General features: G+C 39.1%; 19 protein-coding genes and 1 pseudogene. 8 read left to right on the top strand and 12 right to left on the bottom strand.

What is annotated here, in order from left to right:
* Position 1 precedes the first annotated feature (1 nt).
* From cobO to V7K69_RS09685, 3 genes are all read right to left on the bottom strand, one after another.
* Positions 2-679, bottom strand: a complete 678-nt coding sequence (gene cobO / locus V7K69_RS09695) for a cob(I)yrinic acid a,c-diamide adenosyltransferase (RefSeq protein ID WP_335033678.1) — start codon at positions 677-679, stop codon at positions 2-4.
* Between the two features lie 336 nt (positions 680-1,015).
* The gene (locus tag V7K69_RS09690) at positions 1,016-1,471 is read right to left on the bottom strand and encodes a GFA family protein (protein ID WP_335033676.1); all 456 of its coding nucleotides are present in this window, start codon (positions 1,469-1,471) and stop codon (positions 1,016-1,018) included.
* Positions 1,472-1,598: 127 nt separating this feature from the next.
* Complete coding sequence (locus V7K69_RS09685; RefSeq protein WP_335033674.1) at positions 1,599-2,867, bottom strand: plasmid pRiA4b ORF-3 family protein; 1,269 nt, start codon at positions 2,865-2,867, stop codon at positions 1,599-1,601.
* A gap of 183 nt (positions 2,868-3,050) precedes the next feature.
* On the opposite strand from V7K69_RS09685, the gene V7K69_RS09680 reads away from it, so the two are divergent.
* The 3 genes from V7K69_RS09680 to V7K69_RS09670 all read left to right on the top strand — a co-directional run bounded on the left by V7K69_RS09680 (position 3,051) and on the right by V7K69_RS09670 (position 10,269).
* Positions 3,051-3,587 carry a nucleotidyltransferase family protein gene (locus tag V7K69_RS09680; RefSeq protein ID WP_335033672.1) on the top strand — a complete coding sequence of 179 codons (537 nt, stop codon included), beginning with the start codon at positions 3,051-3,053 and terminating at the stop codon, positions 3,585-3,587.
* A gap of 172 nt (positions 3,588-3,759) precedes the next feature.
* Positions 3,760-9,183, top strand: a complete 5,424-nt coding sequence (locus V7K69_RS09675; RefSeq protein WP_335033669.1) for a trifunctional serine/threonine-protein kinase/ATP-binding protein/sensor histidine kinase — start codon at positions 3,760-3,762, stop codon at positions 9,181-9,183.
* A 423-nt stretch (positions 9,184-9,606) separates the two neighbouring features.
* On the top strand, positions 9,607-10,269 hold the full coding sequence (locus tag V7K69_RS09670; protein WP_335033667.1) for a nuclear transport factor 2 family protein: 663 nt from the start codon (positions 9,607-9,609) through the stop codon (positions 10,267-10,269).
* Positions 10,270-10,320: 51 nt separating this feature from the next.
* On the opposite strand, the gene V7K69_RS09665 is transcribed toward V7K69_RS09670, so the two are convergent.
* Positions 10,321-10,767, bottom strand: a complete 447-nt coding sequence (locus tag V7K69_RS09665) for a (2Fe-2S) ferredoxin domain-containing protein (protein ID WP_335033665.1) — start codon at positions 10,765-10,767, stop codon at positions 10,321-10,323.
* 75 nt (positions 10,768-10,842) lie between these two features.
* A complete protein-coding gene (locus V7K69_RS09660) occupies positions 10,843-11,523 on the bottom strand; it encodes a GntR family transcriptional regulator (protein WP_335033663.1) in 681 nt (226 codons plus the stop codon).
* 89 nt (positions 11,524-11,612) lie between these two features.
* Between V7K69_RS09660 and V7K69_RS09655 the strand changes: the two genes are divergently transcribed.
* From V7K69_RS09655 to V7K69_RS09640, 4 genes are all read left to right on the top strand, one after another.
* A complete protein-coding gene (locus V7K69_RS09655) occupies positions 11,613-13,253 on the top strand; it encodes a 2-isopropylmalate synthase (protein WP_442936129.1) in 1,641 nt (546 codons plus the stop codon).
* A 172-nt stretch (positions 13,254-13,425) separates the two neighbouring features.
* On the top strand, positions 13,426-14,226 hold the full coding sequence (locus V7K69_RS09650; RefSeq protein ID WP_335033661.1) for a PD-(D/E)XK nuclease family protein: 801 nt from the start codon (positions 13,426-13,428) through the stop codon (positions 14,224-14,226).
* Between the two features lie 125 nt (positions 14,227-14,351).
* Positions 14,352-14,993, top strand: a complete 642-nt coding sequence (locus tag V7K69_RS09645; protein WP_335033659.1) for a GNAT family N-acetyltransferase — start codon at positions 14,352-14,354, stop codon at positions 14,991-14,993.
* A gap of 3 nt (positions 14,994-14,996) precedes the next feature.
* Positions 14,997-17,438 carry a single-stranded-DNA-specific exonuclease RecJ gene (locus V7K69_RS09640; protein WP_335033656.1) on the top strand — a complete coding sequence of 814 codons (2,442 nt, stop codon included), beginning with the start codon at positions 14,997-14,999 and terminating at the stop codon, positions 17,436-17,438.
* Positions 17,439-17,513: 75 nt separating this feature from the next.
* Here the strand turns inward: V7K69_RS09640 and V7K69_RS09635 are convergent, their stop codons facing one another.
* Together V7K69_RS09635 and V7K69_RS09630 are read right to left on the bottom strand one after the other, a co-directional pair.
* Positions 17,514-18,185 (bottom strand): pentapeptide repeat-containing protein, encoded by a 672-nt coding sequence (locus V7K69_RS09635; RefSeq protein WP_335033654.1) that lies wholly within the window; start codon positions 18,183-18,185, stop codon positions 17,514-17,516.
* 293 nt (positions 18,186-18,478) lie between these two features.
* Complete coding sequence (locus V7K69_RS09630) at positions 18,479-19,153, bottom strand: cadmium resistance transporter (RefSeq protein WP_335033652.1); 675 nt, start codon at positions 19,151-19,153, stop codon at positions 18,479-18,481.
* Positions 19,154-19,842: 689 nt separating this feature from the next.
* On the opposite strand from V7K69_RS09630, the gene V7K69_RS09625 reads away from it, so the two are divergent.
* Complete coding sequence (locus V7K69_RS09625) at positions 19,843-20,280, top strand: cyclic nucleotide-binding domain-containing protein (protein ID WP_114081859.1); 438 nt, start codon at positions 19,843-19,845, stop codon at positions 20,278-20,280.
* A gap of 126 nt (positions 20,281-20,406) precedes the next feature.
* Here the strand turns inward: V7K69_RS09625 and V7K69_RS09620 are convergent, their stop codons facing one another.
* The 5 genes and pseudogenes from V7K69_RS09620 to V7K69_RS09600 all read right to left on the bottom strand — a co-directional run.
* Positions 20,407-20,901, bottom strand: a complete 495-nt coding sequence (locus V7K69_RS09620) for a hypothetical protein (protein WP_335033649.1) — start codon at positions 20,899-20,901, stop codon at positions 20,407-20,409.
* A gap of 8 nt (positions 20,902-20,909) precedes the next feature.
* Positions 20,910-21,470 carry a hypothetical protein gene (locus V7K69_RS09615; RefSeq protein WP_335033647.1) on the bottom strand — a complete coding sequence of 187 codons (561 nt, stop codon included), beginning with the start codon at positions 21,468-21,470 and terminating at the stop codon, positions 20,910-20,912.
* Between the two features lie 24 nt (positions 21,471-21,494).
* Positions 21,495-22,784 (bottom strand): hypothetical protein, encoded by a 1,290-nt coding sequence (locus V7K69_RS09610; protein WP_335033645.1) that lies wholly within the window; start codon positions 22,782-22,784, stop codon positions 21,495-21,497.
* Positions 22,785-23,074: 290 nt separating this feature from the next.
* A complete protein-coding gene (locus V7K69_RS09605; protein ID WP_335033643.1) occupies positions 23,075-24,466 on the bottom strand; it encodes a cobyrinate a,c-diamide synthase in 1,392 nt (463 codons plus the stop codon).
* A gap of 36 nt (positions 24,467-24,502) precedes the next feature.
* Positions 24,503-25,120, bottom strand: a pseudogene (locus tag V7K69_RS09600) (S-layer homology domain-containing protein); the annotation flags it as partial.
* Positions 25,121-26,465: the final 1,345 nt, after the last annotated feature.

Genomic DNA, 26,465 nt, shown 5'->3' with positions numbered 1-26,465 from the left:
GTTAATACTCAATTCCTGGTTGCGCTTTCACGCCTTGATCGCGGAAAGGGTGCTTAACCAGAGTCATTTCGGTTACGAGGTCAGCACGCTCAATTAAACCTGCTGGTGCGCCTCTACCTGTCAGAATAACGTGCTTGTTAGCTGGTTTTTGCGCCAAACCCGCCAAAACGTCCTCTAATGGTAAGTAAGCCATTTTGAGGGCGATGTTAATTTCGTCTAACAACACCAGATGAAAGTCTGGGTTGCGAATATATTCTAATGATTTTTCCCAGGCGGCACTAGCTTTGTCAAGATCGCGATCGCGGTCTTGAGTTTCCCAAGTGAAGCCTTCGCCCATTGCATGAAATTCTATTTGGTCTTCCCAATAGCTGAAAACCCTTTTTTCTGAAGGTTCCCAGCTTCCCTTGATGAATTGGATGATCGCTACTTTATAGCCGTGACCTAGCGATCGTAACACCATCCCCAAAGCCGCAGTGGTTTTACCTTTACCATTACCAGTATTTACAATAATTAACCCTTTTTCTGGTACAGCTTCTGCTATGCGCTTGTCTTGCACTTCTTTGCGTCGCTGCATTTTTTTGCGGTACTGTTCATCAGTCAGAGATGAAGACATTACCTCATCAATCAAGCGCCCAATTTCTTGATCTTGGTTTAATTCTTGTGGTGTATCGTTTTTCATTAAGCTTGTCTAGAAATAATTGTTAAAAGTGTTGAGAATGAACCAAAATCTTCTTAATTATCCAATTTCACTTAAGTTACTTGATTGGAAATGTCTAGTAAGTTTTCATGTGAAATACTAATAGTATGTTAGCTTTATTAATGATTTGCAGACAAGTGGAAATATCTATGATACACAAACTGAACTTATAATTTGAGTTTACTATTACTGTTTTAAATAATTTAATATGTTCATTAAAGCATTTTAACAAAAAAAGTTTCTGATTATCTTCTTTAGTAAAAATATAAGTTAGATGCTTTAAGTGTTAAAAGCTATCATGTCTAATATCAGGAGCATTTATGGATGTTGTTGTTTCCATTTTTCCCATAAAGGCTGCGTATCCTCTGGTTGCCCATCATAGTTGAGCAATTGATCTGAAATTATCACCCATGACTGGGCACTGCGTGTCCAAATGTTACCTACTGGGCATAACCAACTTGTATCATCTAAGGTTCCAGCTTTGACATTGATAGTATCGGTTTTATAAGTCCTTTCATGAAACAATCGCGTTCCGCAGTCGCCACAGAATAGGTTATTTACTTCACGTCCGCTATCATTTTTCCGAGTCCAAGCTTTCGGTTTTCCCTGAACAATTACAACAGCATCTCGTAGTACTGTAAGAGACATACCAAAGGCACTAGACGATTGTTTCTGACACTCCTTGCAGTGGCATAGATAAAGAGTTAAAGGTTGGGCATGAATTTCATAACGAATCTGTCCACATTGACAGCCTCCAGTATATGGAAGACTCACAAGTTTTATCTCCTGACAATTTGTGTTGCTTTATTGTAACTAAAACTATCTCAATCTTAAAGCGGGTTTTAGTAGACACAAATAGAAGACTTATGAACACGATTCTCTATGCTTTCCTAAATGCTCTTCACCCTTCATCTTCATCCGATTCATCATCCTCACTCCAATACTGTTGAGGTGCATTTCCGTGAACTTCTAAAATTTTTGGTTTTTTGATTTTGTTATCAGGTGGATTAATTGCTTCTAACTGCACATCAAATTTCCAGTTATCACCAAAATCATAAAGATAGGTCATTTTACCACCCGGTTCTAGAGACACATCACCAATCTGAACTTGGTCAGCAAATGGGGGTGTTTCCATATAGGCATGACCGATTTTTATGATGCGACCAAAATAGTCTTTATAACTAAACTCGTACAGGTGATCATAATCAAAGTCAAAAGCATCAAGAATTGTCTCTGCTAACCAGCTTAATGGTTTTTTGGCTGGTATGGCAATGCGTCGCCAAGCTTTAGAAATGGACACTTTAAAAATATAAATCCCGTCAGTAAAACCTTGCTTGGGAACAAATAAATTATGCTTCCATTCTGGAAAAAAGGGTTGTAAATGTGACTGCAACTTTCCAAAAGTTACATTGACCTCATCCTGTAATTCTCCTCGTATACCTAATGGAAATAGTAGTTGCAAAATAGCATCTCCAAATGGCAAGCGTTGTAAACTAGTAATGCGCCATCCTTTGCCTTCTGTTGGCTTGCCATGTTTAATAGATAAAAATCCAAATAATTCTAACAGGGCAACATTATGCAGACCAGGGTAATAACTAATATTGGTTTGGTCTTCATATTTAGTAAATTTTAAACCTTTATCTGGGACGCGGGGCCAAAGTTGAATACATCTAAATAAATTCCCCAATGAATCTTGATGTTCACCTAAGATTTCGTTATTTCCCCAAATCAACCAGGCTTCTAATAAATTGAAATAGCGTTCTGTTAAATTCAGGTTTGACCATGATTGCAAAGTTGCTGCATCTAAAACTAAAATCTGCTTCTTCCCTTGGGATCTAATTTGGGCTATCCCAGAACTGCGTAATAACAGATATAGTCCATTAATGTAAGGGTATGATTTCTGTACAGGGCGTTTGAGTTTAGTTTCGATTGGGTGACTTAACAGAGAATTAAATTCTGATAGTACTTTCAGTGGTAGAAGATTATTAACACTACTAACTTCCACTCCATTCGGTTGTAATAAATCTATTAGAGTTTGAAAATCACGCAAAATTGTACCAGGTTGATTTTCATCAATACTGAGTTCTTGCAGTAGTTGTTGTTGTGACTCTGTTAAGGAAGGTAGTTCAGGATTGAGTGTGCGTTCTAGCCGCGCAAATAAATCTTCCATAAATAAAAATTATAAATTCTCAATTCACAATTTAACCTTGTGTTCTTTATACGATGACTACCGAAATTATTCTAATAAAGCTTGGCCCTATAAGTGTCATAGTAGGTCTATCAAGACCGTAAGCTTAATGAGATGTGAATGATAATATTCTCATCTTCTAGTTGATAATACCAGGAGTTTGATATGAATAGTAACACTCGTCTACAGATGATTTTAGCTGATACACCTATTGATACAGTATTACCTGCGATCGCTCAACTAAATCTACCTAACTGGTGGTTAGCCGGTGGTGCAGTCCGAAACACTGTTTGGTCTTCGATTTTTGGTAATGACTGTGGGTTAGGTATTAAGGATTTTGATATTGCATTCTTTGATATAGAAGGAAACCGTTCTCAAGAACTAGCAGCAAAGGCGACTCTCACAGAACAATTTCCTGATGACCTGTTTGATGTCAAAAATCAAGCTAGTTTTGCTCGTTGGCGTAATGGCAGTAGACTTTACACTAGTACAGAAGATGCGATCGCAGAGTGGCTACACACTGCTACTGCTGTCGGAGTTCGACTAGATACACAAGGCCAATGGCAATTTTTCACTCCCTACGGATTAGATGACCTGTTTGATGGAATTATTCGACCTACACCAGCACATACTCATAATATAGATGCTCACAATAAGGCATCTGGATTCTTGCAGAAGTGTCCTAATCTGCGTTTGGCGTAAAAGTTAGAGTAGCTTTTCCGTTACAAGGGAATAATCGCGTTTAAATTTATAACCCTTGAATACGGAATCACAATGTTAATAATTTTCTAGCACTGGGAATAATTAAAGTAGAACCCCTTTTATGACAAGACGGGGGGTAGTACTAATTTTGTAAATTTATAGGCAAAAATCAATGCCAAATCGTACTGGATACCCAATCAACTCGACTCTCCATGAAGGAATCCAAACAATTATTTATCAAACACAAATGCCAAAGACGCAACAGCGAGTTATCCTCAAGTTGCTTAAAAATGAATATCCTACTCTCGAAGCCTTTACTCGCCTGAAAAATGAGTATCAAATTCAGCAAGGTTTAGACCATCCCAACATAGTTAAATCTATTAGTCTAGAAACCTTTAATAATCGTGTAGGACTGTTGTTAGAAGACTTTGGTGGTCAATCTTTAGCCCAAATTCTTCAGACAGAAAAGCTTGACTTAATTAACCATTTAAATATTGCTATTCAACTGACTAAAGCTCTAGATTATTTACATAAACATCAGATTATTCATAAAGATATCAAGCCTAGCAACATAATTGTTAACTCCCAGACAGGTATTGTTAAACTCACTGACTTTGGTATAGCCTCCCGCCTCAATAAGGAAAATCCCCAATTTAATAACCCTAATTGCGTTGAAGGCACACTTGCCTATATGTCTCCTGAACAAACGGGAAGAATGAATCGTATTCTTGATTATCGCACTGACTTTTATTCTCTCGGTGTTACTTTATATGAAATGCTCACCGAGAAAACACCATTTTTTAGTCAAGACCCCTTAGAACTAGTTTATAGCCATATTGCTGTTCAACCGATAAATCCACAGTTATTAAATCCAACAATTTCTAATGCCATCTCAGAAATTGTACTGAAGTTGATGGCGAAAAATGCTGAAGACAGATATCAAAGTGCTACAGGATTATTAGCAGACTTAGAGTTATGTCTTAATCAGTTAAAATCTAAGGATATAATTACTGATTTTGTTCCAGGTCGTTTAGATGTCTTAAGCCAGTTATTAATTCCTCAAAAATTATATGGCCGTGAAAACCAAGTTAATGAACTGCTAGCTGCATTTGAACGCGTTACATCTGGAACTAGTGAGATGATGCTAGTTTCTGGTTATTCAGGTATTGGTAAATCAGTTTTAGTTAACGAAGTTAATAAACCCATTACTCGCAGACAAGGTTACTTTATTTCTGGTAAATTTGACCAATTAAAACGAAATATACCTTATGCCTCTTTAATTCAAGCTTTTGCTTATTTAATGCGGTATTTACTGACAGAGAATAATGAAAAAATAGAAACCTGGCGTGAAAAAATATTATCAGCTTTAGGAACAAATGGTAAAGTCATTACTGAGGTCATTCCAGAAGTAGAATTAATTATTGGTACACAGCCAGACGTTGCCCAAATTGGTGCAACAGAATCACAAAACCGCTTCAATCGAGTTTTTAAAGAATTTATCCAAGTTTTTACCCAAAAAGAACATCCCTTAGTCATATTTTTAGATGATTTACAATGGGCAGATTCAGCCACATTGAATTTAATTCAACTACTTATAACTGATAGTGACAGCAAACATCTATTATTCATTGGTGCATATAGGGATAATGAAGTTAATGCAGCGCATCCTTTAATTCAAAAAATAGAAGAGATTAAGAATACTGGCACAGTTGTTAATAACATTGTGTTGCAAGCTTTAAATTTAGATAATGTGACTCAACTAGTAGCAGAAACTTTACAAGAAACAGATATTAAGCCAGATTCTGAATACATAAATTTTAGCGATAAGATTATCCAGTTAGCTGAATTAATTTTTAATAAAACAGGTGGAAATCCATTTTTTCTCACACAACTTATTCAGGCACTTCATCAAGAAGAACTTTTGAAATTTGACTTTATTAAGGCTCAATGGCAATGGAGTTTAAAGGATATTCAAGCAATTGGAATTACCGACAAAAATGTAGTTGAGCTAGTTGCCAGTAGAGTTGAAAAGCTACCAAAATCTACCCAAGATGTTTTAAAATTAGCAGCTTGTGTGGGTGACAGATTTAGTCTTGATGTTTTATCGATAGTCAATGAAAAATCACCTTCTTTGACAGCCAATGATTTACACTCAGCTTTGCAAGCGGGATTAATTCTACCTTTAAGTGAAGCTTACCGTATTCCTTTAGTTTTTAATCAAGAAGAAGCGGTTAATTTAAATTTAGACACTTCACAAGTAGGTTACAAGTTCTTGCATGATAGAGTACAACAAGCAGCATATTCGCTGATTCCAGAAGAACTCAAGAAATCTACTCACTTAAAAATTGGACAATTGCTTCTACAAAATATCCCAAAGGATGAAATAGAAGCTAATATTTTTGATATAGTCAATCAGTTAAATGTAGGTATTGTTAACTTAATAGAGCAATCTGATAAAACTGAATTGGCACGATTAAACTTAATTGCAGGGCGAAAAGCTAAAGCTTCTACAGCTTATGAAGCTGCACTTAAGTATTTTACAAATGGGATAGAACTTTTAAGTATAGACGCTTGGCAAACTGAATATACCTTAACTTTATGTTTATATGAAGGAGCCGCAGAAGCAGCCTATCTGGGCGGTAATTTTCAGCAGATGCAGCAATGGGCTGAGGTGGTGCAGCAAGAAGCCAAAATTCTTCTAGATAAAGTGAAAGTCTATGAAGTACAGATTATCGCTTCTATTATTCAAAGCAAACAACTGGAAGCCATTCAAATAGCAGTATCAATTCTAAAATTGTTAGGAATAAGTTTTCCAGATGAACCGACATCAACTGATATTCAGCAGGGAATGGATGAAATTGCTGTTTCTTTGAAAGGGAAAACCATTGCAGATTTAATTAACTTACCATTAATGTCTGATCCGAACAAGATTGCAGCCATGAAAATCTTAATGGGAGTTCTCCCTGCGGCTTTTCAAACGGCTCCTGTAATAATGCCAATTATTGTTTGTAAAATGGTCAATTTGTCCTTAAACTATGGAAATACATCTGTATCTGGTTATGGTTATAGTCTTTATGGCTTACTTCTTTGTGGAGTTCAAGGAGAAATTAATTCTGGCTATGAATTTGGTAAATTAGCTTCTAGTTTGGTGTCACAATTTAATGCTGAAGAACTCAAAGCTAAGATTCTAACGGTTGTTAGCGCTCATGTTATGCACTGGAAAGAGCATATTAGAGAGACATTAACATCATCAATGTCTGGATATGCTAGTGGTCTAGAAACCGGAGATTTAGAATATGCTGGCTATTGTGGTTACATTTATCCCTATCATTCCTTTTGGTTGGGTAAGGAACTTTGGGTTTTAGAAAAGGAATTAATAGCTTACTGTGAATCACTGAAAAAAATTAATCAGCAAGTAGCTCTAACTTGGAATTTAGTATATCTGCAAACAGTTTTAAATTTGAAAGGAAATTACGAAAATGTAGACTGTTTAATTGGAGAAGCCTACGACGAGCAAAGTATGCTGCCAATTCATCAACAAGTAAATGATCTTTACACAATTAATCATTTATTTGTCAATAAACTAATGCTCTCTTACATATTTGGAGATTATTTTAAAGCTGTAGAAAATGCTGCGATCGCAGAAAAATCTTTAGGTGGTGTCACAGGGTTGTTTGTTGTTCCACTGTTTTATTTTTACGATTCTTTAGCACACTTGGCTATATATCATACTGCTAAAGAGTCCGAGAGGCAAGCTATTCTAGAAAAAGTCCAAGCTAATCAGCAAAAAATGGAACTCTGGGCTACTCATGCTCCTACGAATCACTTACATAGATTTTATCTCGTGGAGGCAGAACGGTGTCGGATTTTAGGCCAAAAGCTGGAAGCAATGGACTACTATGAAAATTCGATTGCCAAATCTCAAGAGAATGGTTTTCTCCAAGAAGAAGCTTTAGCTTATGAGTTAGCAGGAAAATTTTATCAATCTCTAGGTAAAGAGTTAATTCATCAAACCTATATAACTAAAGCTTATTATGCTTGTATTCGTTGGGGTGCGATCGCTAAAGTTAAATACTTAGAATCGAAGTATACTTTTTTAGTAGGACAAACTACTACTGTAGAAACTACTACTTCCAAAATAGATACAATTCACCTCACCACTACCACAACGACTAATAGTAGTAGTTTAAGCGATTTGTTAGACTTTAATACATTCATCAAGTTTTCGCAAGCGATTACCAATGAAATTGTTTTAGAGAACTTGTTGAGCAAGCTCATCAAAATTCTACTAGAAAATGCTGCTGCACAAAAAGCAGTACTACTCCTACTTAAAGATAATCAACTATATATCGAAGCTTCTGGAAATGCTACTGACAATGCAGTGACAGTTTTACCCTCTATTACTGTTGAAACCTATCAGGATCTACCGTTTTCTGTGATTAATTACGTTTTTCGCACTCAGCAATATCTTGTGTTGAATGATGCAATAACTACAGAACCGTTTAACCTTGATAATTATATTCAGGAATCTAAAATAAAATCAATCTTTTGCTTGCCCATAATTTACCAATCACAGCTTACAGGGATTATTTATTTAGAAAATCAGTTGTCATCAGGAGCTTTTGTTACAGAAAGAATAGAAGTATTAAAAGTCTTGGTTTCTCAAATGGCTATTGCCATACAAAATGCCCGTTTATACACAAGAGAACAAGATAAATCTAGAGAATTAGAACAGTCAATCAAAGATTTACAAGAGGCCCAACTACAACTTATTCAAAGTGAAAAAATGTCTTCTTTGGGAAATTTAGTTGCAGGTGTAGCACATGAAATCAACAATCCAGTTGGTTTTATTACAGGTAGTATTGCCCAAGCAAAAGATACTGTTAATGATTTAATAGGATATCTACAACTATACCGAGAAAAGTTCCCGAATCCTGGTGCTGAGATTGAAGAAAAAGCCGAAGAAATAGATATAGATTTTCTACTAAAAGATTTACCCAAAATGATTGATGGTATGACGGTAGGAACACAGCGCATTCGCAACATTAGTACTTCTCTCCGTACTTTTTCACGCGCTGATACTACCTCTAAAGTATTAGCTAATATCCATGAAGGTATTGATAGTACTTTGTTAATTTTACAGCATCGTTTGAAAGCCGATCATAACCGTCCAGCAATTCAAGTCATTAAGGAGTATGGAAATATTCCATTAGTGAAATGTTATTTAGGACAATTGAATCAGGTGTTTATGAATATTATTGCAAATGCAATTGATGCTTTGGAAGAAGCAAATATCGGCCGGAGTTTTATGGAAGTTCAAGAAAGCTATCCAAATATTATTACTATCTTGACTAAGATAGAAGAGAATAATAATTTGACAATTAGGATTCAAGATAACGCTAAAGGAATGTCAGAAGAAGTTAAAGCTTGTATCTTTGAAAATCTATTTACAACCAAATGTGTAGGAAAAGGTACAGGATTAGGATTATCTATTAGTCGCCAAATTATAATAGAAAATCATAATGGAAGTTTAATTTGTGAATCAGTCTTGGGGCAAGGAACAGGATTTATAATTTCTATTCCAGTTTTGGGATAATAATCTCTCATCATATAGATTAGCAAAGCTATAGCAACCGATACCCGAATTATTTGATAATTCGGGTATTTTATGTCACGAATAACTCATTACATCCTATTTTTAAATCCTGTTAAAGTAAAGGTTATTTTGCTGTTAAACAACTTGCAAGTGGTAACATCATTAGATCATTACTTAACCAAATCAACATGAAATTGGTCTAATCTAGTACTTAAAACTTTATGTGCTGTCTGATATCATAATGACTAATTGTATACATCAAATCTTGTACTATCTTTCTCATTTATGACTGATAGAAAAATAAACTCTAACTAAATATATAAGAAATTTAGCCTAGTTTTTATCAGCTAACCTATCAGCAATAAATTGAGTTTTTAGGAAGTTATAAGATGTGAAAATTGTAAAAATTAAGGTGGTTATACTGTGGAAAGAAGAAGAGAAGGTGGGCGAATAGTTCCAAAGGCCATCTCGTTTTTGCTCAATCAGATTACATTGATTGTCCTTGCAGTTATTCTTGTGCTGTTTATTGGAGGTAGGTTTGAATTAGCAAGTGCAACTCAACCTAACGCAGAATTAGAAATTCAAAAACTAACATCCTGTTACGCACTGGGAACTGATGCCATTGGTAGAGGAAATCTCCTTCAGGGAAAAGATATTTATCGGGATTGTTTTACTCAAGATGCAGTCCTGACTGCCATTTTTCCTGACGGGACAACTCAAACAAATTATGGGACAGATGCTTGGGCAGATTTTGTCTATTCAGTATTCCAAGGAAATGGTTATACAGCTACTCAACATTTGATGGGTACGCTCAACATTTCAATTGAGAATAATAAAGCAACGATGACCTCTTATCTCCATGCCACTCACAAGCGTTCGGAAACTAGCATTGATGTCGCCAATGGCACCTATGAAGATCAAGTTGTCAACATAAATGGGCGCTGGAAAATTCGTAAACGTACTCTCAAACTCATCGATTTCTTGAATCTCAGTTCACCAACAGTTGATTCTGCAAATGCTAATGCCCGAAGCAGTAATTCCTCAACTACGTTTGTAAGACCAAAATACTCTGGTTTCAATGAATAATTTTTCATAACGGTAAGGCAAAAATAAAAAGTAAAAAGTACTATCTACTTTTTACTTTTTATACTGTTTAATATATGAGTAAATAACTTCGCGTAGGCGTAGCCCGTCGTAGACATCGCTTTGAGGATTTACAATTAAGCATGGACTATTACCGCCACTTCCATTACTTATAATAACGACAGTAATACCAGATTTTGGACAGACTCCTAAACAACTGGTGCTAACTACCCGAAATTCACCCCATAATCCTTCAATTTTTAAACGAGATTTTAACCAATTCTCTAAGTCTTCGGAAGCTGTTGAGCCTGATCGCTCGTTTGCACATTGTGAACACACAAGCACTAAACCAGACTCCCATCGGGGAGAAACGCTCGGAATAGAAATAGAAGTGTCTAACGGGCGAGAATTTATTAAAGGCGATGTCTGCTGAGAATTAGATGCAAAACTTTTAAAAATACGTTGAAGCAATCTTTTAATACGCTTGATCAATTTTTTCATGGACGATCCTACCTATTTCTCTGATAGGATAGTATAAATTTACCGTTTAATCTGTTCTGGTAGATCGTTTAATAATCAGCGTTTCTGAGAAATTTGCTGCAAGTATGCAATTAGCTGTTCTCCGGCGGTGTCGATGTGTCGTTTTAGTAACCTGACAGCAGCTTTTGTATCTTGCTTTTGACAAGCATCTAAGAGTTGATAGTGTTCTTTTTGCGATCGCTCTTGGTAATCCATCTGCGCTAATTGTACGCGAACATAGCGATCGCAATTAACGTGTAAAGTTTTAATCATCCCCAACAATCTGGGACGTTCAGCAGTGGCGTATAGCGTCGCATGAAATTCCCAGTTAAGTTTTGCCAACATACCTGCATCAGTTGCTTGATCTGTCGCTTCTAGAATCACAGCAGCTTTTTCTATATCTGTTTCCTTGAACTTGGGTATTGCCAATTGCATCGCTTTCACTTCCAAAGCGCTGCGAATTTCACAAATTTCTTGCGCCTCTTGTGCTGTCAATACCGATACGATCGCACCACGATTTAAATGCAGTGTCACTAATCCTTCTGCTTCTAGCTGCTTGAGTGCTTCACGCACCGGAATGCGACTAACACCAAACTGAGTAGCAATTTCATCCTGTCTCAGAGATTGTCCTTCCTGAAAAATGCCCCGCAGAATCGCTTCCCGCAAAGCATCGGCAATTAAATATGGGGTACTGCGTTGTTGTTGCAGCACATTGGCTGCTAAGTCATTTAAGTTCATATTGGATATTGTATACAAAATTAGAAAGATTGTATACAATATCCAAAGTAAGTTTTTTAAACATCCCTTCAATACCACGGGAGACATTTATGAGCATCGCATCTCAACCAGACCGAGTTATCATCTTCGACACCACGCTACGGGATGGCGAACAGTCACCGGGCGCAACCCTCAATGTAGAAGAGAAATTAGCGATCGCTCATCAACTAGCTCTCCTTGGTGTCGATGTGATTGAAGCAGGTTTTGCCGTTGCTAGTCCGGGAGATTTTCAAGCTGTTAAAAGCATTGCTGAACAAGTCGGAGTACCTGGTGGGCCAATCATTTGCAGTTTAGCTAGAGCCATTCGCCAGGATATTCACGCCGCCGCCGAAGCTTTGAAAGGTGCGGCTCGTCCCAGAATCCACACAATGATTTCTACCTCTGATATTCATCTGAAATATCAATTGAAAAAGTCTCGTAGCGAAGTATTAGCGATCGCATCAGAAATGATTGCATACACCAAGTCGTTTGTAGACGATGTAGAATTTTCTCCGATGGATGCTAGCCGCACTGAACCAGAGTTTCTGTATCAAGTTTTGGAGGTGGCGATCGCAGCAGGTGCCACTACAATCAACATTCCTGATACCGTTGGTTACTGCACACCCAAGGAAATCGGAAATCTGATTCAGGGAATTCGAGAAAATGTTCCTAATATCGATGGAGTGATTCTTTCGATTCACACTCAAAATGATTTGGGTTTGGCGACAGCTAACGCTTTGGCAGCAATTGAATATGGTGTACGCCAGGTGGAGTGTACCATTAATGGCATTGGGGAACGAGCAGGTAATGCAGCTTTAGAAGAGATTGTGATGGCATTGCAGGTTCGCAAACCCTTTTTCAATCCTTACTTTGGTCGTCCGGTTGATGGCGATACACCGTTGACTAATATTAAGACTCAGGAGATTTATAAAACCTCGTCTTTGGTTTCCCAATTAACTGGGATGCTGATTCAACCTAATAAAGCGATCGTGGGAGCAAACGCTTTCGCCCATGAGTCTGGTATTCATCAAGATGGAATCATCAAACATCGCCAGACTTATGAAATTATGGAAGCTGCTGCGATCGGTTTGCCAGAAAATCGTATCGTTTTAGGCAAGCACTCTGGAAGAAATGCTTTCCGTACCAGGCTCAAAGAATTGGGTTTTGAATTGAGCGAATTGGATTTGAATAAAGCCTTCAATCGGTTCAAAGAAGTCGCTGATAAGAAAAAAGAAGTCTCAGATTGGGATTTAGAAGCGATCGTTCGAGATGAAACGCAGATTCAAGTAGAAAGTGGTTTCCAAATCGAACACGTTCAGGTAATTTGTGGTGACTGCACTTGCCCAACTGCAACTATTACAATTGTTACCCCCGATGGCAAAATCCTTACAGATGCGAGTGTCGGCACTGGCCCAGTGGATGCGGTGTATCAAGTAATTAATCGATTGGTGCAAATTCCCAATCAACTAATTGAGTTTTCTGTCCAATCTGTGACTGGAGGAATTGATGCACTAGGAACTGTCACTGTTCGCTTGAAGCATCAAGAGCGGATATTCTCTGGACAAGCATCTGATACTGATATCGTAGTAGCCGCAGCTTACGCTCATATCAACGCTCTAAATCGTCTTTATCGTTATTCGCAAACAGAGAAATCCCATTTTGAGTTTGACGAAGCTAAAAAGCCACCGCAGACAAAGCAGGTAAGCTGTTAAGCAAATAAGATTGCACATTGAGATCGCAGGGGAGCAGGGCAATACGGTTCGGATAAGCAGGGGAGGCAAGAGGGTATATATTCAGCCATTCTTTTCTCCCCTTTCCTGAATTAAACCCAAAACCTCCTACCAGATTCAATTCACCCCGGCGAACTCGCATTAAAATAGTAGAATGCTGTTAACTTCTACTCAACTACTGCGATTATCTCAAGGACAACTCAACTTACTAGAAACTTGTCCGCGTAAATTTCAACATACCTATCTAGAAAAACTCAATTCGCCCTCAAATCCAGAACAAGAAGAACGGCAAACTTTGGGTAGTCGTTTTCACTTGCTAATGCAGCAGCGAGAAATGGGTTTACCAATTGATAGTTTTTTGCAAGCAGATGCTAAACTCCAAAGCTGGATGCTAGGTTTTGCTGATGCAGCACCTGAAATTTTAACGGCTGCATCTGATAATCAAACTTTCCGTGAAAGTGAACACTACCGCACCCTGCAAGTTCAAGATTATTTGCTGACGGTTGTCTATGATTTATTGATTGCAGATAACCAACAAGCGCAAATTCTCGACTGGAAAACCTATCCTAAACCACCCAATAAACGCGAGTTAGAATCCAACTGGCAAACACGGCTTTATCTCTATGTATTGGCAGAAACTAGCGATTATTCGCCAGAAAATATTTCCATGACTTACTGGTTTGTCCAATCTGAGGGTAAGCCGCAAAATATTAAATTTAATTACAATACTGTTAAACACAGACAAATAGCAAAGAAACTTAATCAACTGTTAAATCAGTTAACTAATTTGCTAGAAAATTATCAAAATAACCAACAGTTTCCTCAAGTGGTAGAGGGTAGTAAAACTTGTGATTATTGTCAGTTTGCCAAACGGTGCGATCGCATACAAGTTCTTGAAGAAGCAGTGAAAGACTCATTGCCAAATTTTGACAGCATTCAAGAAGTCTCACTGTGATTTTATTGACAGGATTTTGTTACTAAAACAGATTTTTTATACCTATAGACTCTTGTGAAAATTTAAAAAGTAATATAAGGTACTTTTTTTTATCTAAAGCATTTGAAAGCATTTGCATTAAATTTATGTCAAATTTTGACGAAACTGAAGCTATTTATGTCCGTGAATTAGGAATTGATGACATTGCTCCCGTTTACCACTTGGGAGAAGGGTTATTTACCAGCGATTTATATCCTTATTTATACCGCACCTGGGACGAATGGGAGGTGATTGGACTTTACAACACCGATCCAGAATACTGTCTTGTGGCTGAAACAGAGGGAGAATTAGCCGGATTTATTTTGGGAACTATTATCACCAAAGCATCCTGGACTTATGGATACATTATATGGTTGGGAGTTAGCCCAAAATATCAGCGTCGGGGAGTAGCAGACAAGTTGGTGGATAAAGTTGTCGCCCGAATGATTGAAGATGGGGCGCGGTTTATGCTCGTAGATACCGATCCCACCAATACTTCAGCCTTAAAGTTTTTTAACCGCAAGGGTTTTGGTAATACTCGCCAGCATATTTTCTTGTCGATGAATTTAAGCAAGCATGAATATTATGGCAGATTGATTGATTACGAACACCAAAAAGCTGAAAGAGCAGGTTACAAAAGATCGCGTCCGGCAATTCGCGCCCGTAAAGCTGAGAGTGTCGCTAATGAAGTAATTCTTAATCCCCTAGTGAATGAATCTCAAACAACTGAGGATCAATCCCCCATTTAAACAATGCCAGAACAACAGCAGTGGACTATAACAGCAACCGAACAACCCCCGGAGTGGTTCATCCAAGCGGTGAAACAGCATACACCCCTATCAAGTGGAATATATGCAGCGCAATTGTTGTGGCAACGGGGAATTAAGGATCATCAACAATTAACAGCTTTTATTAACTATAAAGCTTATCAACCAGCGAGTCCCTTTGAGTTTGGGCAAGAAATGGACTTAGCGATCGCCCGGTTGCAACAAGCATATAAAGCTAAAGAAAAAATTGCCATCTGGGGAGACTTTGATGCTGATGGGATTACCGCTACATCTGTACTTTGGGATGGATTCGGACAATTTTTTAAACAAAATACTCAGTTAATTTTCTATATTCCCAATCGTTTAAAAGAATCTCACGGTCTCAATAATGAAGGTATTGAGAATTTAGCAAAACAAGGTTGTAAATTAATTGTGACTTGCGATACTGGCAGCACAAATATTGAGGAAATTATCTACGCTAAACAGCTAGGTATAGATGTAATAGTTACAGACCATCATACTTTACCAACTGAACGCCCACCTGTTTCAGCAATTATCAATCCCCGCTATTTATCAAGAGAACATCAGTTATTTAATCTTTCTGGGGTAGCGGTAGCTTATAAGTTAGTTGAAGCTTTATATCAAAGTCTGCCTAATGTTGCCAAACATCCGTTAGAAGATTTATTAGATTTAGTAGCAGTAGGATTAATTGCCGACTTAGTGCAGTTAAGTGGAGATTGTCGTTATTTGGCGCAGTTGGGAATTCAACGACTGCAAGAAGATTTTAAACAGCCACCAGCAGCGCGTCGTCGTCCGGGAGTGGGGCGATTATTAGAATTGTGCCAGAAAAGTGGCGATCGCCCCACAGATATTTCCTTTGGTTTGGGGCCAAGAATTAACGCGGTTAGCCGCATCCAAGGTGATGCCAGTTTTTGCGTTGAATTATTAACCAGTCGAGATGTCAAACGTTGTAACGAATTAGCCGAAGTTACAGAACTCGCAAACACCAGGCGCAAATCTTTGCAAAAAGATGTACAAGCGCAAGTAGCACAAAAACTTACTCAATTAGACTTATCCACCACCAGTGTGATCGTCCTAGAAGATGCCCAATGGCCTGCGGGTGTATTGGGTTTAGTTGCTGGACAAGTAGCACAAGAAACAGGTCGTCCGACTATTTTATTAAGTACAGAAGGAGCAGGGGAGCAGGGGAGCAGGGGAGCAGGGGGAGAAATTACTTCTTTATCTAACTCAGAACTCAGCACTCAGCACTCAGCACTCGTATTAGCTCGTGGTTCCGCCCGTTCGGTGAATTCTGTAGATTTATACCAACTGGTGAAAGACCAAGCACATTTGTTACATCGCTTTGGCGGACATCCCTTTGCAGCTGGGTTGAGTTTGTTAGTAGAGAATATTCCTTTATTTACAGCAGCGATTAATCAGCAGTTGCGGCAATCTTTAGGTAGTACAACCCTAACGCCAACCGTGCAAGCAGACTTGACGGTGACAGTTGCAGACTTGGGGAAAGAGTTATTTTTAGAACTAAAAGTGCTTGAACCTTGTGGAATGGGTAATCCTGTTCCGAAGCTGCTAATTCAAAACTGCTGGTTTGAAAATGCTTGGCATCGCAATCAGCAGGATTGGCAAGGGAAAAAGGTACAGTATATTAAAACTGAGTTTGATATTCGGGATGATTCCGGCAGAAGTGCTTTTCCTGGCTTATGGTGGGGACACTACAAAGATGAATTGCCCATAGGAAGGTGTGATTGCATAGCTGAATTAGACTACAACACCTTTAAAAAACGTTATGAAATCAGATTAATTGCCGTGCGTCCCAGTGTTAACTCAGCACTTAACACTCAACACTCACCACTAATCTTAGACTTACGGAATCAGGAATACTCACAGGCTACGGCTAACACAACTCAAGACTTAGCGTTGATTCTTGAAGATTGCCCCACGAGTTGGGATAATTTACGCCTATGGTTGCGGCGATGTTTAGCGATAAGCCGCTCCGCATCTACGCTTTCCAATCAACAACAATTAGCGATCGCTTGGTCTAAACCCAACCACCAACCACCTAATCAAATTTGGCTGACTCTTGTCGGAATTGCCAAATATCTCAGCCGCACAAATCAACCAGTTACGCGCGTCCAACTTTTAGAAAAAATCGGCATCAGCGATCAAACTTTACTTGTAGGAATTAAAGCCTTAAAACATTTAGGGTTCACAGTCAAACGACAAGACAATTTTTTACAAATTACCTGGCATTCGAGTGATAGGGCAGAAAACCTTGCTGATGAATCGGTGGCACGGTTTTTAGCTGCTGTCCGAGAAGAACAATTTCAGCAACAGTATTTTGCTGACGTGCCTTTATCTACTATTGTGGCGATCGCAAATTCCGACAATTATATGAGTACAAATATTTAAAAACAAAAGCCTGTATTCATTACTGAATCAGGCTTTTGAGGGTTTTTATTAAATTTACTCAGAACTTCAGTTTAATTACTGAACAGTGAATCCTTCAGGTCTGATCGCATCTTCCAAATCAACCCCCATCAGGTTAACTCCCTGGATGTTTGCATTTGTGAGATTTGTCTTTTCCAAGTCTGCGCCCTGTAGGTTAGCCATTTGCAGATTTGCTCCTAATAGGTTGGCTTTTTCTAAGTCTGCATCAAATAGGTTTGCTCCTAACAGGTTTGCTCCCAAAAGGTTTACCTTACCTAAATCTGCTCCTTGAAAGTTTGCCCCTTTTAAGTTTGTTTGCTGTAGGTTAGCCCTTTCTAAGTCTGCATTTTGTAAGTTAGCACCCTCCAAATTTGCTGCTTGCAGGTTTGCATCCTTAAGCATTGCTCCAGTTAGGTTACATCCGACACATTCATTAGTTTGTAATAAATGTCTAACATTTGTTGCTACAGATACAACTGGAGGTATAACTGGAGAAGTTACAGATTCCATTGGTGATGTAACCGGAGGTATGACTGGGGAAGTTACAGACTCCATTGGCGGTGTAACGGGAGATGTGATTGGAGCTAGTTCAGACTCAGTAGGTATGGATGTTGTTAATGTTTGAGCTTTAACTGCTTGCTGGTCAAGGAGCGAAAATCCTGCTACAAGTACCAGAAATACTGCTGTTACGAGCCACCGAGTTAGTTTTTTGGAATTTGGTTGATTCATGAGTTCCTTCTTATCATTATTCGTAGTAGTGGGTTTGCTTTTATAAGAGCCATCAATAATGTGCTTTATTCTCACTTTAGATAAATTGATTGATAACATCAAATATTATTTTGATTCAAGTTGATAAATTCAAGTGATTAAAAAATCGTTTTGGATGGGAAACGCTCAGGTGATTGTTTGGTTATGGAACCTATCTGTCTAGCCAGCACTTCTCTACGAGAGGCTGCGCTCAGGAACCATCCGTCGTAGACATCGCATCCTCAAGTAACAGGTTTTCAGGTCGGGTGTAATTCCTAATTAGAAAGCATTGCCAGACTAGGTAACAGTCGATATGATTCACTCTTAATTAAGATAGAGAGTCCTAGGTAAATTAAGACAAATGGGAAGACTTTTCGACCGAAGCGGGTTAAAACGGGGGTCATCAGAGGATTACGAGTCAGGTTGTAAGAGAGTAAACACCACGCCCCAACAGTGAAATAGCAAACACACAGAATTACACCCAAACTGGGAAGATTGCTACTAGCAAACAACGGTACATAGATCCCAATGTTGTTTCCTCCATTGGCAATGGTGACAGCCGAAACGCGGTAGGTTTGAGGATCGCGGATGGTTGCTAATAATGATTTATTCTGACGTTCAGATTTGACAGGAGAGGTTAACTCAACTGACACAGCTTGCACTGTCTCTCCTTCCTCTTCTCGACTGATGAAATTACTGATACCAATGGCGATGGGAAGCAAACCTAGTAATCCAATCCAGGTGCTAGGAATCACAAGACCACCGAAGAAACCAGGGAGACTAGCGCACACTAAGGTAGTAAATCCCAGAAATTCACCGATAATAATATGCTTAGGACGAAAGCTGCGATTGACTTTTCCAAAAAAAGCTGTCAAATATAAATTGTCGTCAAAGGTGGTGGCAAAAGCGACAGAGATTCCAATAAATAATGTACTAATTAGCCAACTCATAATTGTTGCTCACGATATTCAATGCTGTTTGTTCTAGTCTTTCTCTGCTCTTCGCGGTGAGGGCAGATAAGGAGATTTTGTGACTGTTTTACCTAACGACAACCGATTGAGGTTCGCTAGTCATCAGCCAGTTCCCCAATTTGATTAGAGGCGATTGCCTCTAATCAAATTGGTGATTTTTTCTCAGCAAGGTACCTTGGGAGCTCATGAAGTCAATATTATGGCTTGCAACCATATAAGAGCAAATACTCTTGTTTTTTAAAACGATAAATAAAGGTGATTGATAAACAGTCTGTTTTATAGGTGTTGCTTTAGTCTGGCTGGCAAGGTTTTTAACAAAACTAGTTTCCCCTAGACTGGCAGTTGGTTAAGCTTCATACTGAGTTAGTATCTGAGAAGTTTAAGAGCGTATTTTACCGCCATAGGCATCGCTCCTATTGAACAAGAGGCAAGGGAGCAGTTAGCTGGGGACTCAGACTCAGACTCATGTTCCCCCCTTCATTTCATGGCAGGATGAAGAAGCCATTTCCCCCCGCTCCCTGCTCCTTTCCCCCTGCTTTCTCTATCAAAGACAGACTAAAGTTTGAGATATTCTTGGCGGCTAGCGTTCAACATCGGTTAATATGACTAATTGCGCTCTGCCTTCAGGTTTAAAATTTACAGTAATTTTTTATGTTTAACTTGTAATTATGCTAACCAGTGTTGACCGTTTGTTATTTGTCCGGCGAGTCCCGATTTTTAAGGAATTGCGGGATGATTTTATTGTGCGGCTCACTTCAGTGATGAACGAACTGTCATTTCCAGCTAATTACACCATCTTTCGCCAAGGAGAAGAAGGGCGATCGCTTTATATTGTCGTGTCAGGCCGGGTTAAGGTTCACATCGGCAATAAAATGCTTGCAGAGGTGGAACAGGGAAAATATTTTGGTGAGATGGCAGTATTTGATACTCAACCTCGTTCTGCCACTGCAACAACTTTGGAACCTTGCGAATTTTTGGAACTGACGCAAGAGCAATTGTATGATGCGATCGAAGAAACTCCTGAAATTGCAGTGAATATCATTCGTGAGTTATCCCGTCTGATTCGCAAGTTAAATGACGATATGAATTTATCGAACTCGCGTTAATTCATAGCGATCGCGGGATGATTTTAAAATTCTTGTGGGATTGGCATATTGCCCGTACCTGCTTTTTTGGGCGGACAATATACCATCAGACAAAAGTCATCTTTTGATTGTGCAACACTAAAATATTTAACCTAAAGGCTCTCTGAGATTTCGCAACAACCCTCCAATAGCAGTAAATTCGGGAGTGTTATTTAGAGCTTTTAGGGAATTTGTATCAGCTTTGTCAACAATGGTATTGTAGGTATTAATTGCCTGATTAAGCTTCGTTACATTCACCCCCGTTTGGTCTGTCACCAAGCCATTGAGGTTGAGAATTAAATCAGTTGTCAACGCAGGATCAGCCCCGGCTAATACTATAGAAATAACGCTTTTGGCAGCACCAGCATCAACTCCTACTCCCAACACAGTTGCTAAAACAACGGCTGCATTGTTTGCCTTCTCCCGTGGCCCAACAATTTTAAAACTAAGATTTTCTCCATTTGTTTTCTTGATGGTAACAACCCTTGTTATAGTTTCTTCAGATAAACTATTAGGGGTTTGTGCTTGACTTGGAAAATTCCCCACTCCTAAAAGTAGGGGACTAAGACTCAGGGAAATTAGTAAAGACTTGAACTGGCTCATAATCATCTTTATGGATTAGATATAACTATTGTGTTACCACCAATTTGCAAAGAAACAGAGCCATTGGCAGGCAGTGCAGAAATGGCGGTACCTACAGACACAATGGCAGCTGCTAGAGTCGGAGAACTTTGTCCCGCACCAGCACCTGTTTGAAGCGATATGCCACCAGCAACTGGCGCTTCAGTGCTACTCACCGTTAGAGTAGCCCCCGATGCAACCAACGATACAACTAGTTGTGTCGAACCGCCAGATTGTAACGCCACCACAGCACTTTGTGCAGCCGCATTCACAGCCGCTTGAACCGCAGGCGAAACGGTAATTGTAGATGTCCCACCAGCACTAGTTGTGACTGTAACGTTACCTGATGTTGTTGAACCACCGGTTTGAATAGTGACGGGGACTGAAAAAACGCTAATACTACCAGCACCTCCATTATTACCACTGACTGAACCAGCTGTTCCTTTACTGGGACTATCTTGGCTAAGTTGGGCTTGGCTTGGTAACTGCCAAGTACTCAACAGCAGAGGACTCAAACTAAAAGCAAGGATTAAAGACTTGATTTTGATCATGGTGATTCTCTAGGGATAAGGTATTTATTTAGGCAGGAAATTGAAACCATAGCTGATGCTGATAATGACAGCAGTACCACCAGGTGTCCTATCCGTGAGGTCTGAACCTTGAAGTACAACTGTAAGAGGAATAGTTGGAACCGGAACGAAAGAAACTCCAGCGTTTAGACCTACTCCACTCCAAGATGCACCAACACCAACTTGAGGATGAACTTGCAAACCGAATCCTCCAAATACCCCAACACTGTCATTTCCTGAGCGGAAGTTACCGCCTCCCACTCCCACTGTGAGCGCCAATGGCATTTTATTATTAGAGTTATTCGGTTGTAACACGGAGACATTTGTGACTGCACCATAGACAGTAGAATCAGCTATTGCTTCATTGCCATACTGAGCAAAAGTATTCCAGCCAACTGCACCTGCAATTTGATTTTTACTACCAGCATAGAGAATACGGTGGGCTTTGAGATCGAAAGTTCCATTAGCACCAAAGTTTTTGATACTACCGTTGTTAAAGGAGACTTCTAAACCAATTAATTTCTGGCTATCTCCCAAACCAAAACCTGTACTTGTACTGCCATCGAAACCTGCATCGCCATTTGCTTCCTTGCGAGTTGCTCCCGATGCGGCTAAGAAAAAGTCTCCCCAATTAGCGCCGAAAGCACTGGGAATCCCAAAGCTGAGGCTAGGAGGATAGGTTTGTTTAGCACCGGTGCCTCCCAGCAAAGGCTTAATTTTTAGCCTTTGACGTACTTCACTATCGTTTAGTTCAGTTTCAGAGCCAGTAGAGGGAGTTTGAGCTTGGGATAGAATCTGGCGATCGCCTTGGTTAGGTTTTATCAGCTGTTGTGCTGGACTAATATTTGAAGAGTTTACTTGAGGGGAAAAAATCGCTTTTTGGGTTTGAGTGTTGGCTGATTCAGTTAAAGATACATTTTGTTGTTTTTTAAAAAAAATGTTAGTTTTTAAAGAAGCAACGTGTTGTTTTTCGTTGAAGATTTTAGGTTTGACGTTAGCACTAAAACCATCACTAAAACTTACAGTTTCTAATTCAGCAACAGGATTATTTTTTTGAGATGCCAGCAATCTTTGTCTTAAGCTAATATTTGGTTGTGTATTAAGTCTAGATAGTCTCAATTGAGTCTCTGAATTTTCAGAAATAACGCTATCCGCAGCAACTGCCGGTTGGATAGAAATATTTGTCAAAATTACCAGAAAAGTTAACAGGATTTTTCCTGAGTTCCAGCAAATAGAGCTAATACTACCTATTTCATAAGGATCACTACTATTAATATTTTTTTGTATTTCATTCATTTTAATGATAGTTCCTGTTGTAAAATTATTTATCTAAACACGAGATTAATCTATACATAAAATTATTATTTGGCAACAGTAATTTTACTTAAAATTAATTAACGGGACTTAGACAAAATAGAAAATAAAAAAGGTTCTAATCCCTAGCTATCTAATTGGAATTGGTATTTAACGGTATCTGGAAAACCTCACTTCTATTTCTCTCCTAAAAGGAAAGAGACTTTAAATTTTCCCCTTCCCTACAAGGGAAGGAGCTAAGTCTGTATTTCACGCAATTGAGAACCGCTATATTATGCGTAAGTTCTACATTCTTTAAGAAACTGTTGGGGAATTTCTACACTTCTTCCCCAATGCAGATGAACATAAGAAGCATGAATATTTGCAGGAAAACCCCATCCCTCGCATCCCATATTTTCATCACAATCGTAGCGAGAAGTTTCAAATAGGGGCTTTGTGGGAGTTAAGGTTAAATGGGAACGATGAAATTCATGTCCGTGAACAGTTGTACCTGCCTTCACTAACAGATTATCTTGCAAAGCTACTGCACGACGATAGCCCAGAGTTAAACGCGCACCCATGACAGCAGATGTCGGTAAAACTCCCGTCATCGCCCAAGATTTACCCTCAAAATCGATAATTTGCTCACATAAATACATTAATCCTCCGCATTCAGCGATCGCAGGCATTCCTTCCAGAATTGCTGTTTTCACTCCATCACGAACGCTGGTATTTTCTGTTAGTTGCTGGGCAAAAACTTCTGGGAAACCTCCGCCAAAATACATTCCCTGGACATCTTTTGGTATTGCAGCATCTTCTAACGGACTCCAAAAAACCAGTTCTGCACCAAGTTGTTGCAGCAAATCGAGATTGTCTTGGTAATAAAAATTAAAAGCGCGATCGCGTGCGACTGCAATTCTGATCAAGGAGGAAGAATGAGGCAGATTAGGGGGAGGAGGGAGAGGTTGTGATTTTAACAGGGGTAATAAGTTTTGCCAATCGAAGCAAGTATCTCCTAAATCAGCGAGGCGATCAATTAAAGCGTTGAGTTCGGGAAGTTCTGCTGTGGGTACTAAACCCAAATGGCGATCGGGAATTGTGATGTTATCTTGACGGTGCAGCACGCCGAGAATAGGTAATTGTAAGGGTTTTAGGGCATCTTTGAGGAGAGAGAGGTGGCGATCGCTTCCCACGCGGTTTAATACTACCCCAGCTATTTTAATTCGGGGGTCAATAGATTGGTAGCCGTGAGCGATCGCAGCGACAGAACCAGACAAGCGACTGCAATCAATCACCAACACCACAGGTAAATCTAAAAGTCGGGCGATGTGTGCCGTACTTGCAAAATCAGTAATTTGTCCTTTGTCATTTGCAGAAGACAAAGGACTAATGACCAATGACGAAATTCCATCAAATAATCCCATTACCCCTTCTACTAGGGCATATTCAGTTAGTTGACTATGACGGGCAAAACATTGCTGAACGTAGGTTTCTGAAGTCAACACTGGGTCTAAGTTGCGACAAGGACGACCAGTTACGTGTTGATGAAACATCGGATCGATGTAATCTGGGCCTACCTTGAAAGATTGCACCAAGCGATCGCGACGACGTAAAGATGCTAAAAGGGTAAGCGTGACTGTTGTCTTGCCCACCCCACTACGTTCTCCAGCAATGATTATAGACATGGATAATTGTTGATTAGGCAGTTAATTGCTGAGGTTTGACACGACATAAGGCGAGTTAATTGCTGAAGCTTGCTTAGAACTAACCAGTGCTTGGTAGATAAAAGCTGCTACCTGGGCGCGAGTTGCGGTTACGGTTGGATTCAGGGACTTTACATTAGGATAGTTCACCACAATTTGCTTTTCAGTTGCAGCTGCGATCGGGCTACGAGCGTAGCTAGCGATATTAGAGGCATCGTTGAAATATTTCAGAGTGTTTTCGGTATTCACATCAGAAGTATATCCCAGACCGTTGGCGAGGGAAACCAAAACCTGCTGGCGAGGAATAGCCTGGTTAGGTTGAAAACGATTACTGGGATATCCAGATAAAAAACCAATGGTATAGGCTTGCCTAATTGCACTGTATGCCCAATAGTTGCTAGGCACGTCAGCAAAATTTATCGCCTGCCTCTGCTGTGATTTAGGGAAAGCTTTGTTGACCATAGCAGCAAATTGAGCGCGTGTTACCGGTTCTTCAGGGCGGAACCTACCATCAGGAAATCCAGCAATTACACCTCGCTGTGACAATTGTTGAATAAATTGTGCTGCCCAATAGTTAGATGAAACATCAGAAAAAGCAATTTGAGCTAAAGATAGCGGGGAGCATCCCGCTTGGATCGATTTCCCTTGTAAACTATAAGTTACTGACTCACAAACAAAACCTGCGGAGTTAGACTCTACATAAATCCGTGTTGGTGGATTTTGTTTATCTAGCCGCGATTTCCAATCGTTAGATATTTTTTCGAGAGTGGGATACTTTTTTAAAATCTGTGAGTCTGCAACAATATCGTGAGTTCCCTTAACACTTATTTTAGAAGCATTAAGATATATGTTGTAATCATAAACAACGTTTTTATTTTTATTGTTACTATTAATATCTTTGCCAGGGTAAGCATAGAGAATATTGTTTAAAATCCTAACATCAGATGATACATTAGCAAATATTTGCCCATCTTGAATTTCAGGACTTTGATTATTTAAAACAGCAGTGTTATTTACAATATCAATATGATCGCTTAAGAATGTATGAATACCTGAGCCACCATTATTAAATGTCAGATTGTTTTTAACTAATGTGCGTCCTTGATATGCGCCCAATTTCGAATTATTCTGATCGTTTCTTGTAGTATCAATAATAATACCATTGCCATCTGTGATCTTTCCAACTGCAATCCAAGGGATATACATACGATTGTTGTAAGCCTTGTTGTTGGTAACAAACATCTTATATCCCTGGTTTTTGTCAGAATTCCAATTATTCAACATTGAAATACCACTAGAACCATAAACACCGTACCAGGCATTATTGAAAACTACGTTATTATCTATTGTCACATAATCTGATTGCATCGCTGAAATACCTGCTCCTCCACAGTCATGCACTTTATTGTTCATAATGCGGATGTGATGAACATGACCACTGGTTCGTCCATCAACGTTGATGCAGTTTCCACTCGTGAGTGGGTTTTGTCTGTTATTCTTCTCACTCATCGCATAATCAAGAGTTATATTGGCATTATTCCCTATAACCTCCAGCCCGTTGATCTCAATATATGAAGCTCCACTTGAAATCAGAATACCGTTCCATGTATTGTGCTGAATTTTTGGGAAATGTCCAGGATATGCTTTATACCTAATCCACGCATTTGCAGTTCCAGAACGTTTAATACTTACTACACTCAAAGCTTTGTCTACATTTTTGTAGACTCCATTCATAATCAATACTGTATCACCAGGGTTGGTAAGGTCTGCTGCTTTCTGAATTGTTCTAAATGCGGATGAAGTAGAAAGTCCGCTACTTTTGTCGTTTCCATTACCACTAACATAGTATGTTTTCGGTGTTGAATTTGTGCTAGTTAGCTTGTTGCTGGATAGGCTAATTTCGTTGTTAGTGGATATCTGAGGGGCATTTTCAACTAAAGGTACTTTTATCTTTTCTCCCTGAGTCAAAAGAATTAACACC

Origin of the sequence: Nostoc sp. (assembly GCF_036917775.1) — a bacterium.
In the GTDB taxonomy this organism is placed as follows: Bacteria; Cyanobacteriota; Cyanobacteriia; order Cyanobacteriales; family Nostocaceae; genus Nostoc.
This window is presented reverse-complemented; position numbering and strand designations above follow the sequence as displayed.

What these genes read in the sequence shown, in the direction of transcription:
- V7K69_RS09605 (WP_335033643.1), bottom strand. Translation starts at nt 24,466, where the DNA reads ATGTCTATAATCATTGCTGGAGAACGTAGTGGGGTGGGCAAGACAACA.
- cobO (WP_335033678.1), bottom strand. Translation starts at nt 679, where the DNA reads ATGAAAAACGATACACCACAAGAATTAAACCAAGATCAAGAAATTGGG.
- V7K69_RS09685 (WP_335033674.1), bottom strand. Translation starts at nt 2,867, where the DNA reads ATGGAAGATTTATTTGCGCGGCTAGAACGCACACTCAATCCTGAACTA.
- V7K69_RS09620 (WP_335033649.1), bottom strand. Translation starts at nt 20,901, where the DNA reads ATGAGCCAGTTCAAGTCTTTACTAATTTCCCTGAGTCTTAGTCCCCTA.
- V7K69_RS09645 (WP_335033659.1), top strand. Translation starts at nt 14,352, where the DNA reads ATGTCAAATTTTGACGAAACTGAAGCTATTTATGTCCGTGAATTAGGA.
- V7K69_RS09680 (WP_335033672.1), top strand. Translation starts at nt 3,051, where the DNA reads ATGAATAGTAACACTCGTCTACAGATGATTTTAGCTGATACACCTATT.
- V7K69_RS09655 (WP_442936129.1), top strand. Translation starts at nt 11,613, where the DNA reads ATGAGCATCGCATCTCAACCAGACCGAGTTATCATCTTCGACACCACG.
- V7K69_RS09615 (WP_335033647.1), bottom strand. Translation starts at nt 21,470, where the DNA reads ATGATCAAAATCAAGTCTTTAATCCTTGCTTTTAGTTTGAGTCCTCTG.
- V7K69_RS09610 (WP_335033645.1), bottom strand. Translation starts at nt 22,784, where the DNA reads ATGAATGAAATACAAAAAAATATTAATAGTAGTGATCCTTATGAAATA.
- V7K69_RS09650 (WP_335033661.1), top strand. Translation starts at nt 13,426, where the DNA reads ATGCTGTTAACTTCTACTCAACTACTGCGATTATCTCAAGGACAACTC.
- V7K69_RS09625 (WP_114081859.1), top strand. Translation starts at nt 19,843, where the DNA reads ATGCTAACCAGTGTTGACCGTTTGTTATTTGTCCGGCGAGTCCCGATT.
- V7K69_RS09635 (WP_335033654.1), bottom strand. Translation starts at nt 18,185, where the DNA reads ATGAATCAACCAAATTCCAAAAAACTAACTCGGTGGCTCGTAACAGCA.
- V7K69_RS09665 (WP_335033665.1), bottom strand. Translation starts at nt 10,767, where the DNA reads ATGAAAAAATTGATCAAGCGTATTAAAAGATTGCTTCAACGTATTTTT.
- V7K69_RS09675 (WP_335033669.1), top strand. Translation starts at nt 3,760, where the DNA reads ATGCCAAATCGTACTGGATACCCAATCAACTCGACTCTCCATGAAGGA.
- V7K69_RS09630 (WP_335033652.1), bottom strand. Translation starts at nt 19,153, where the DNA reads ATGAGTTGGCTAATTAGTACATTATTTATTGGAATCTCTGTCGCTTTT.
- V7K69_RS09640 (WP_335033656.1), top strand. Translation starts at nt 14,997, where the DNA reads ATGCCAGAACAACAGCAGTGGACTATAACAGCAACCGAACAACCCCCG.
- V7K69_RS09660 (WP_335033663.1), bottom strand. Translation starts at nt 11,523, where the DNA reads ATGAACTTAAATGACTTAGCAGCCAATGTGCTGCAACAACAACGCAGT.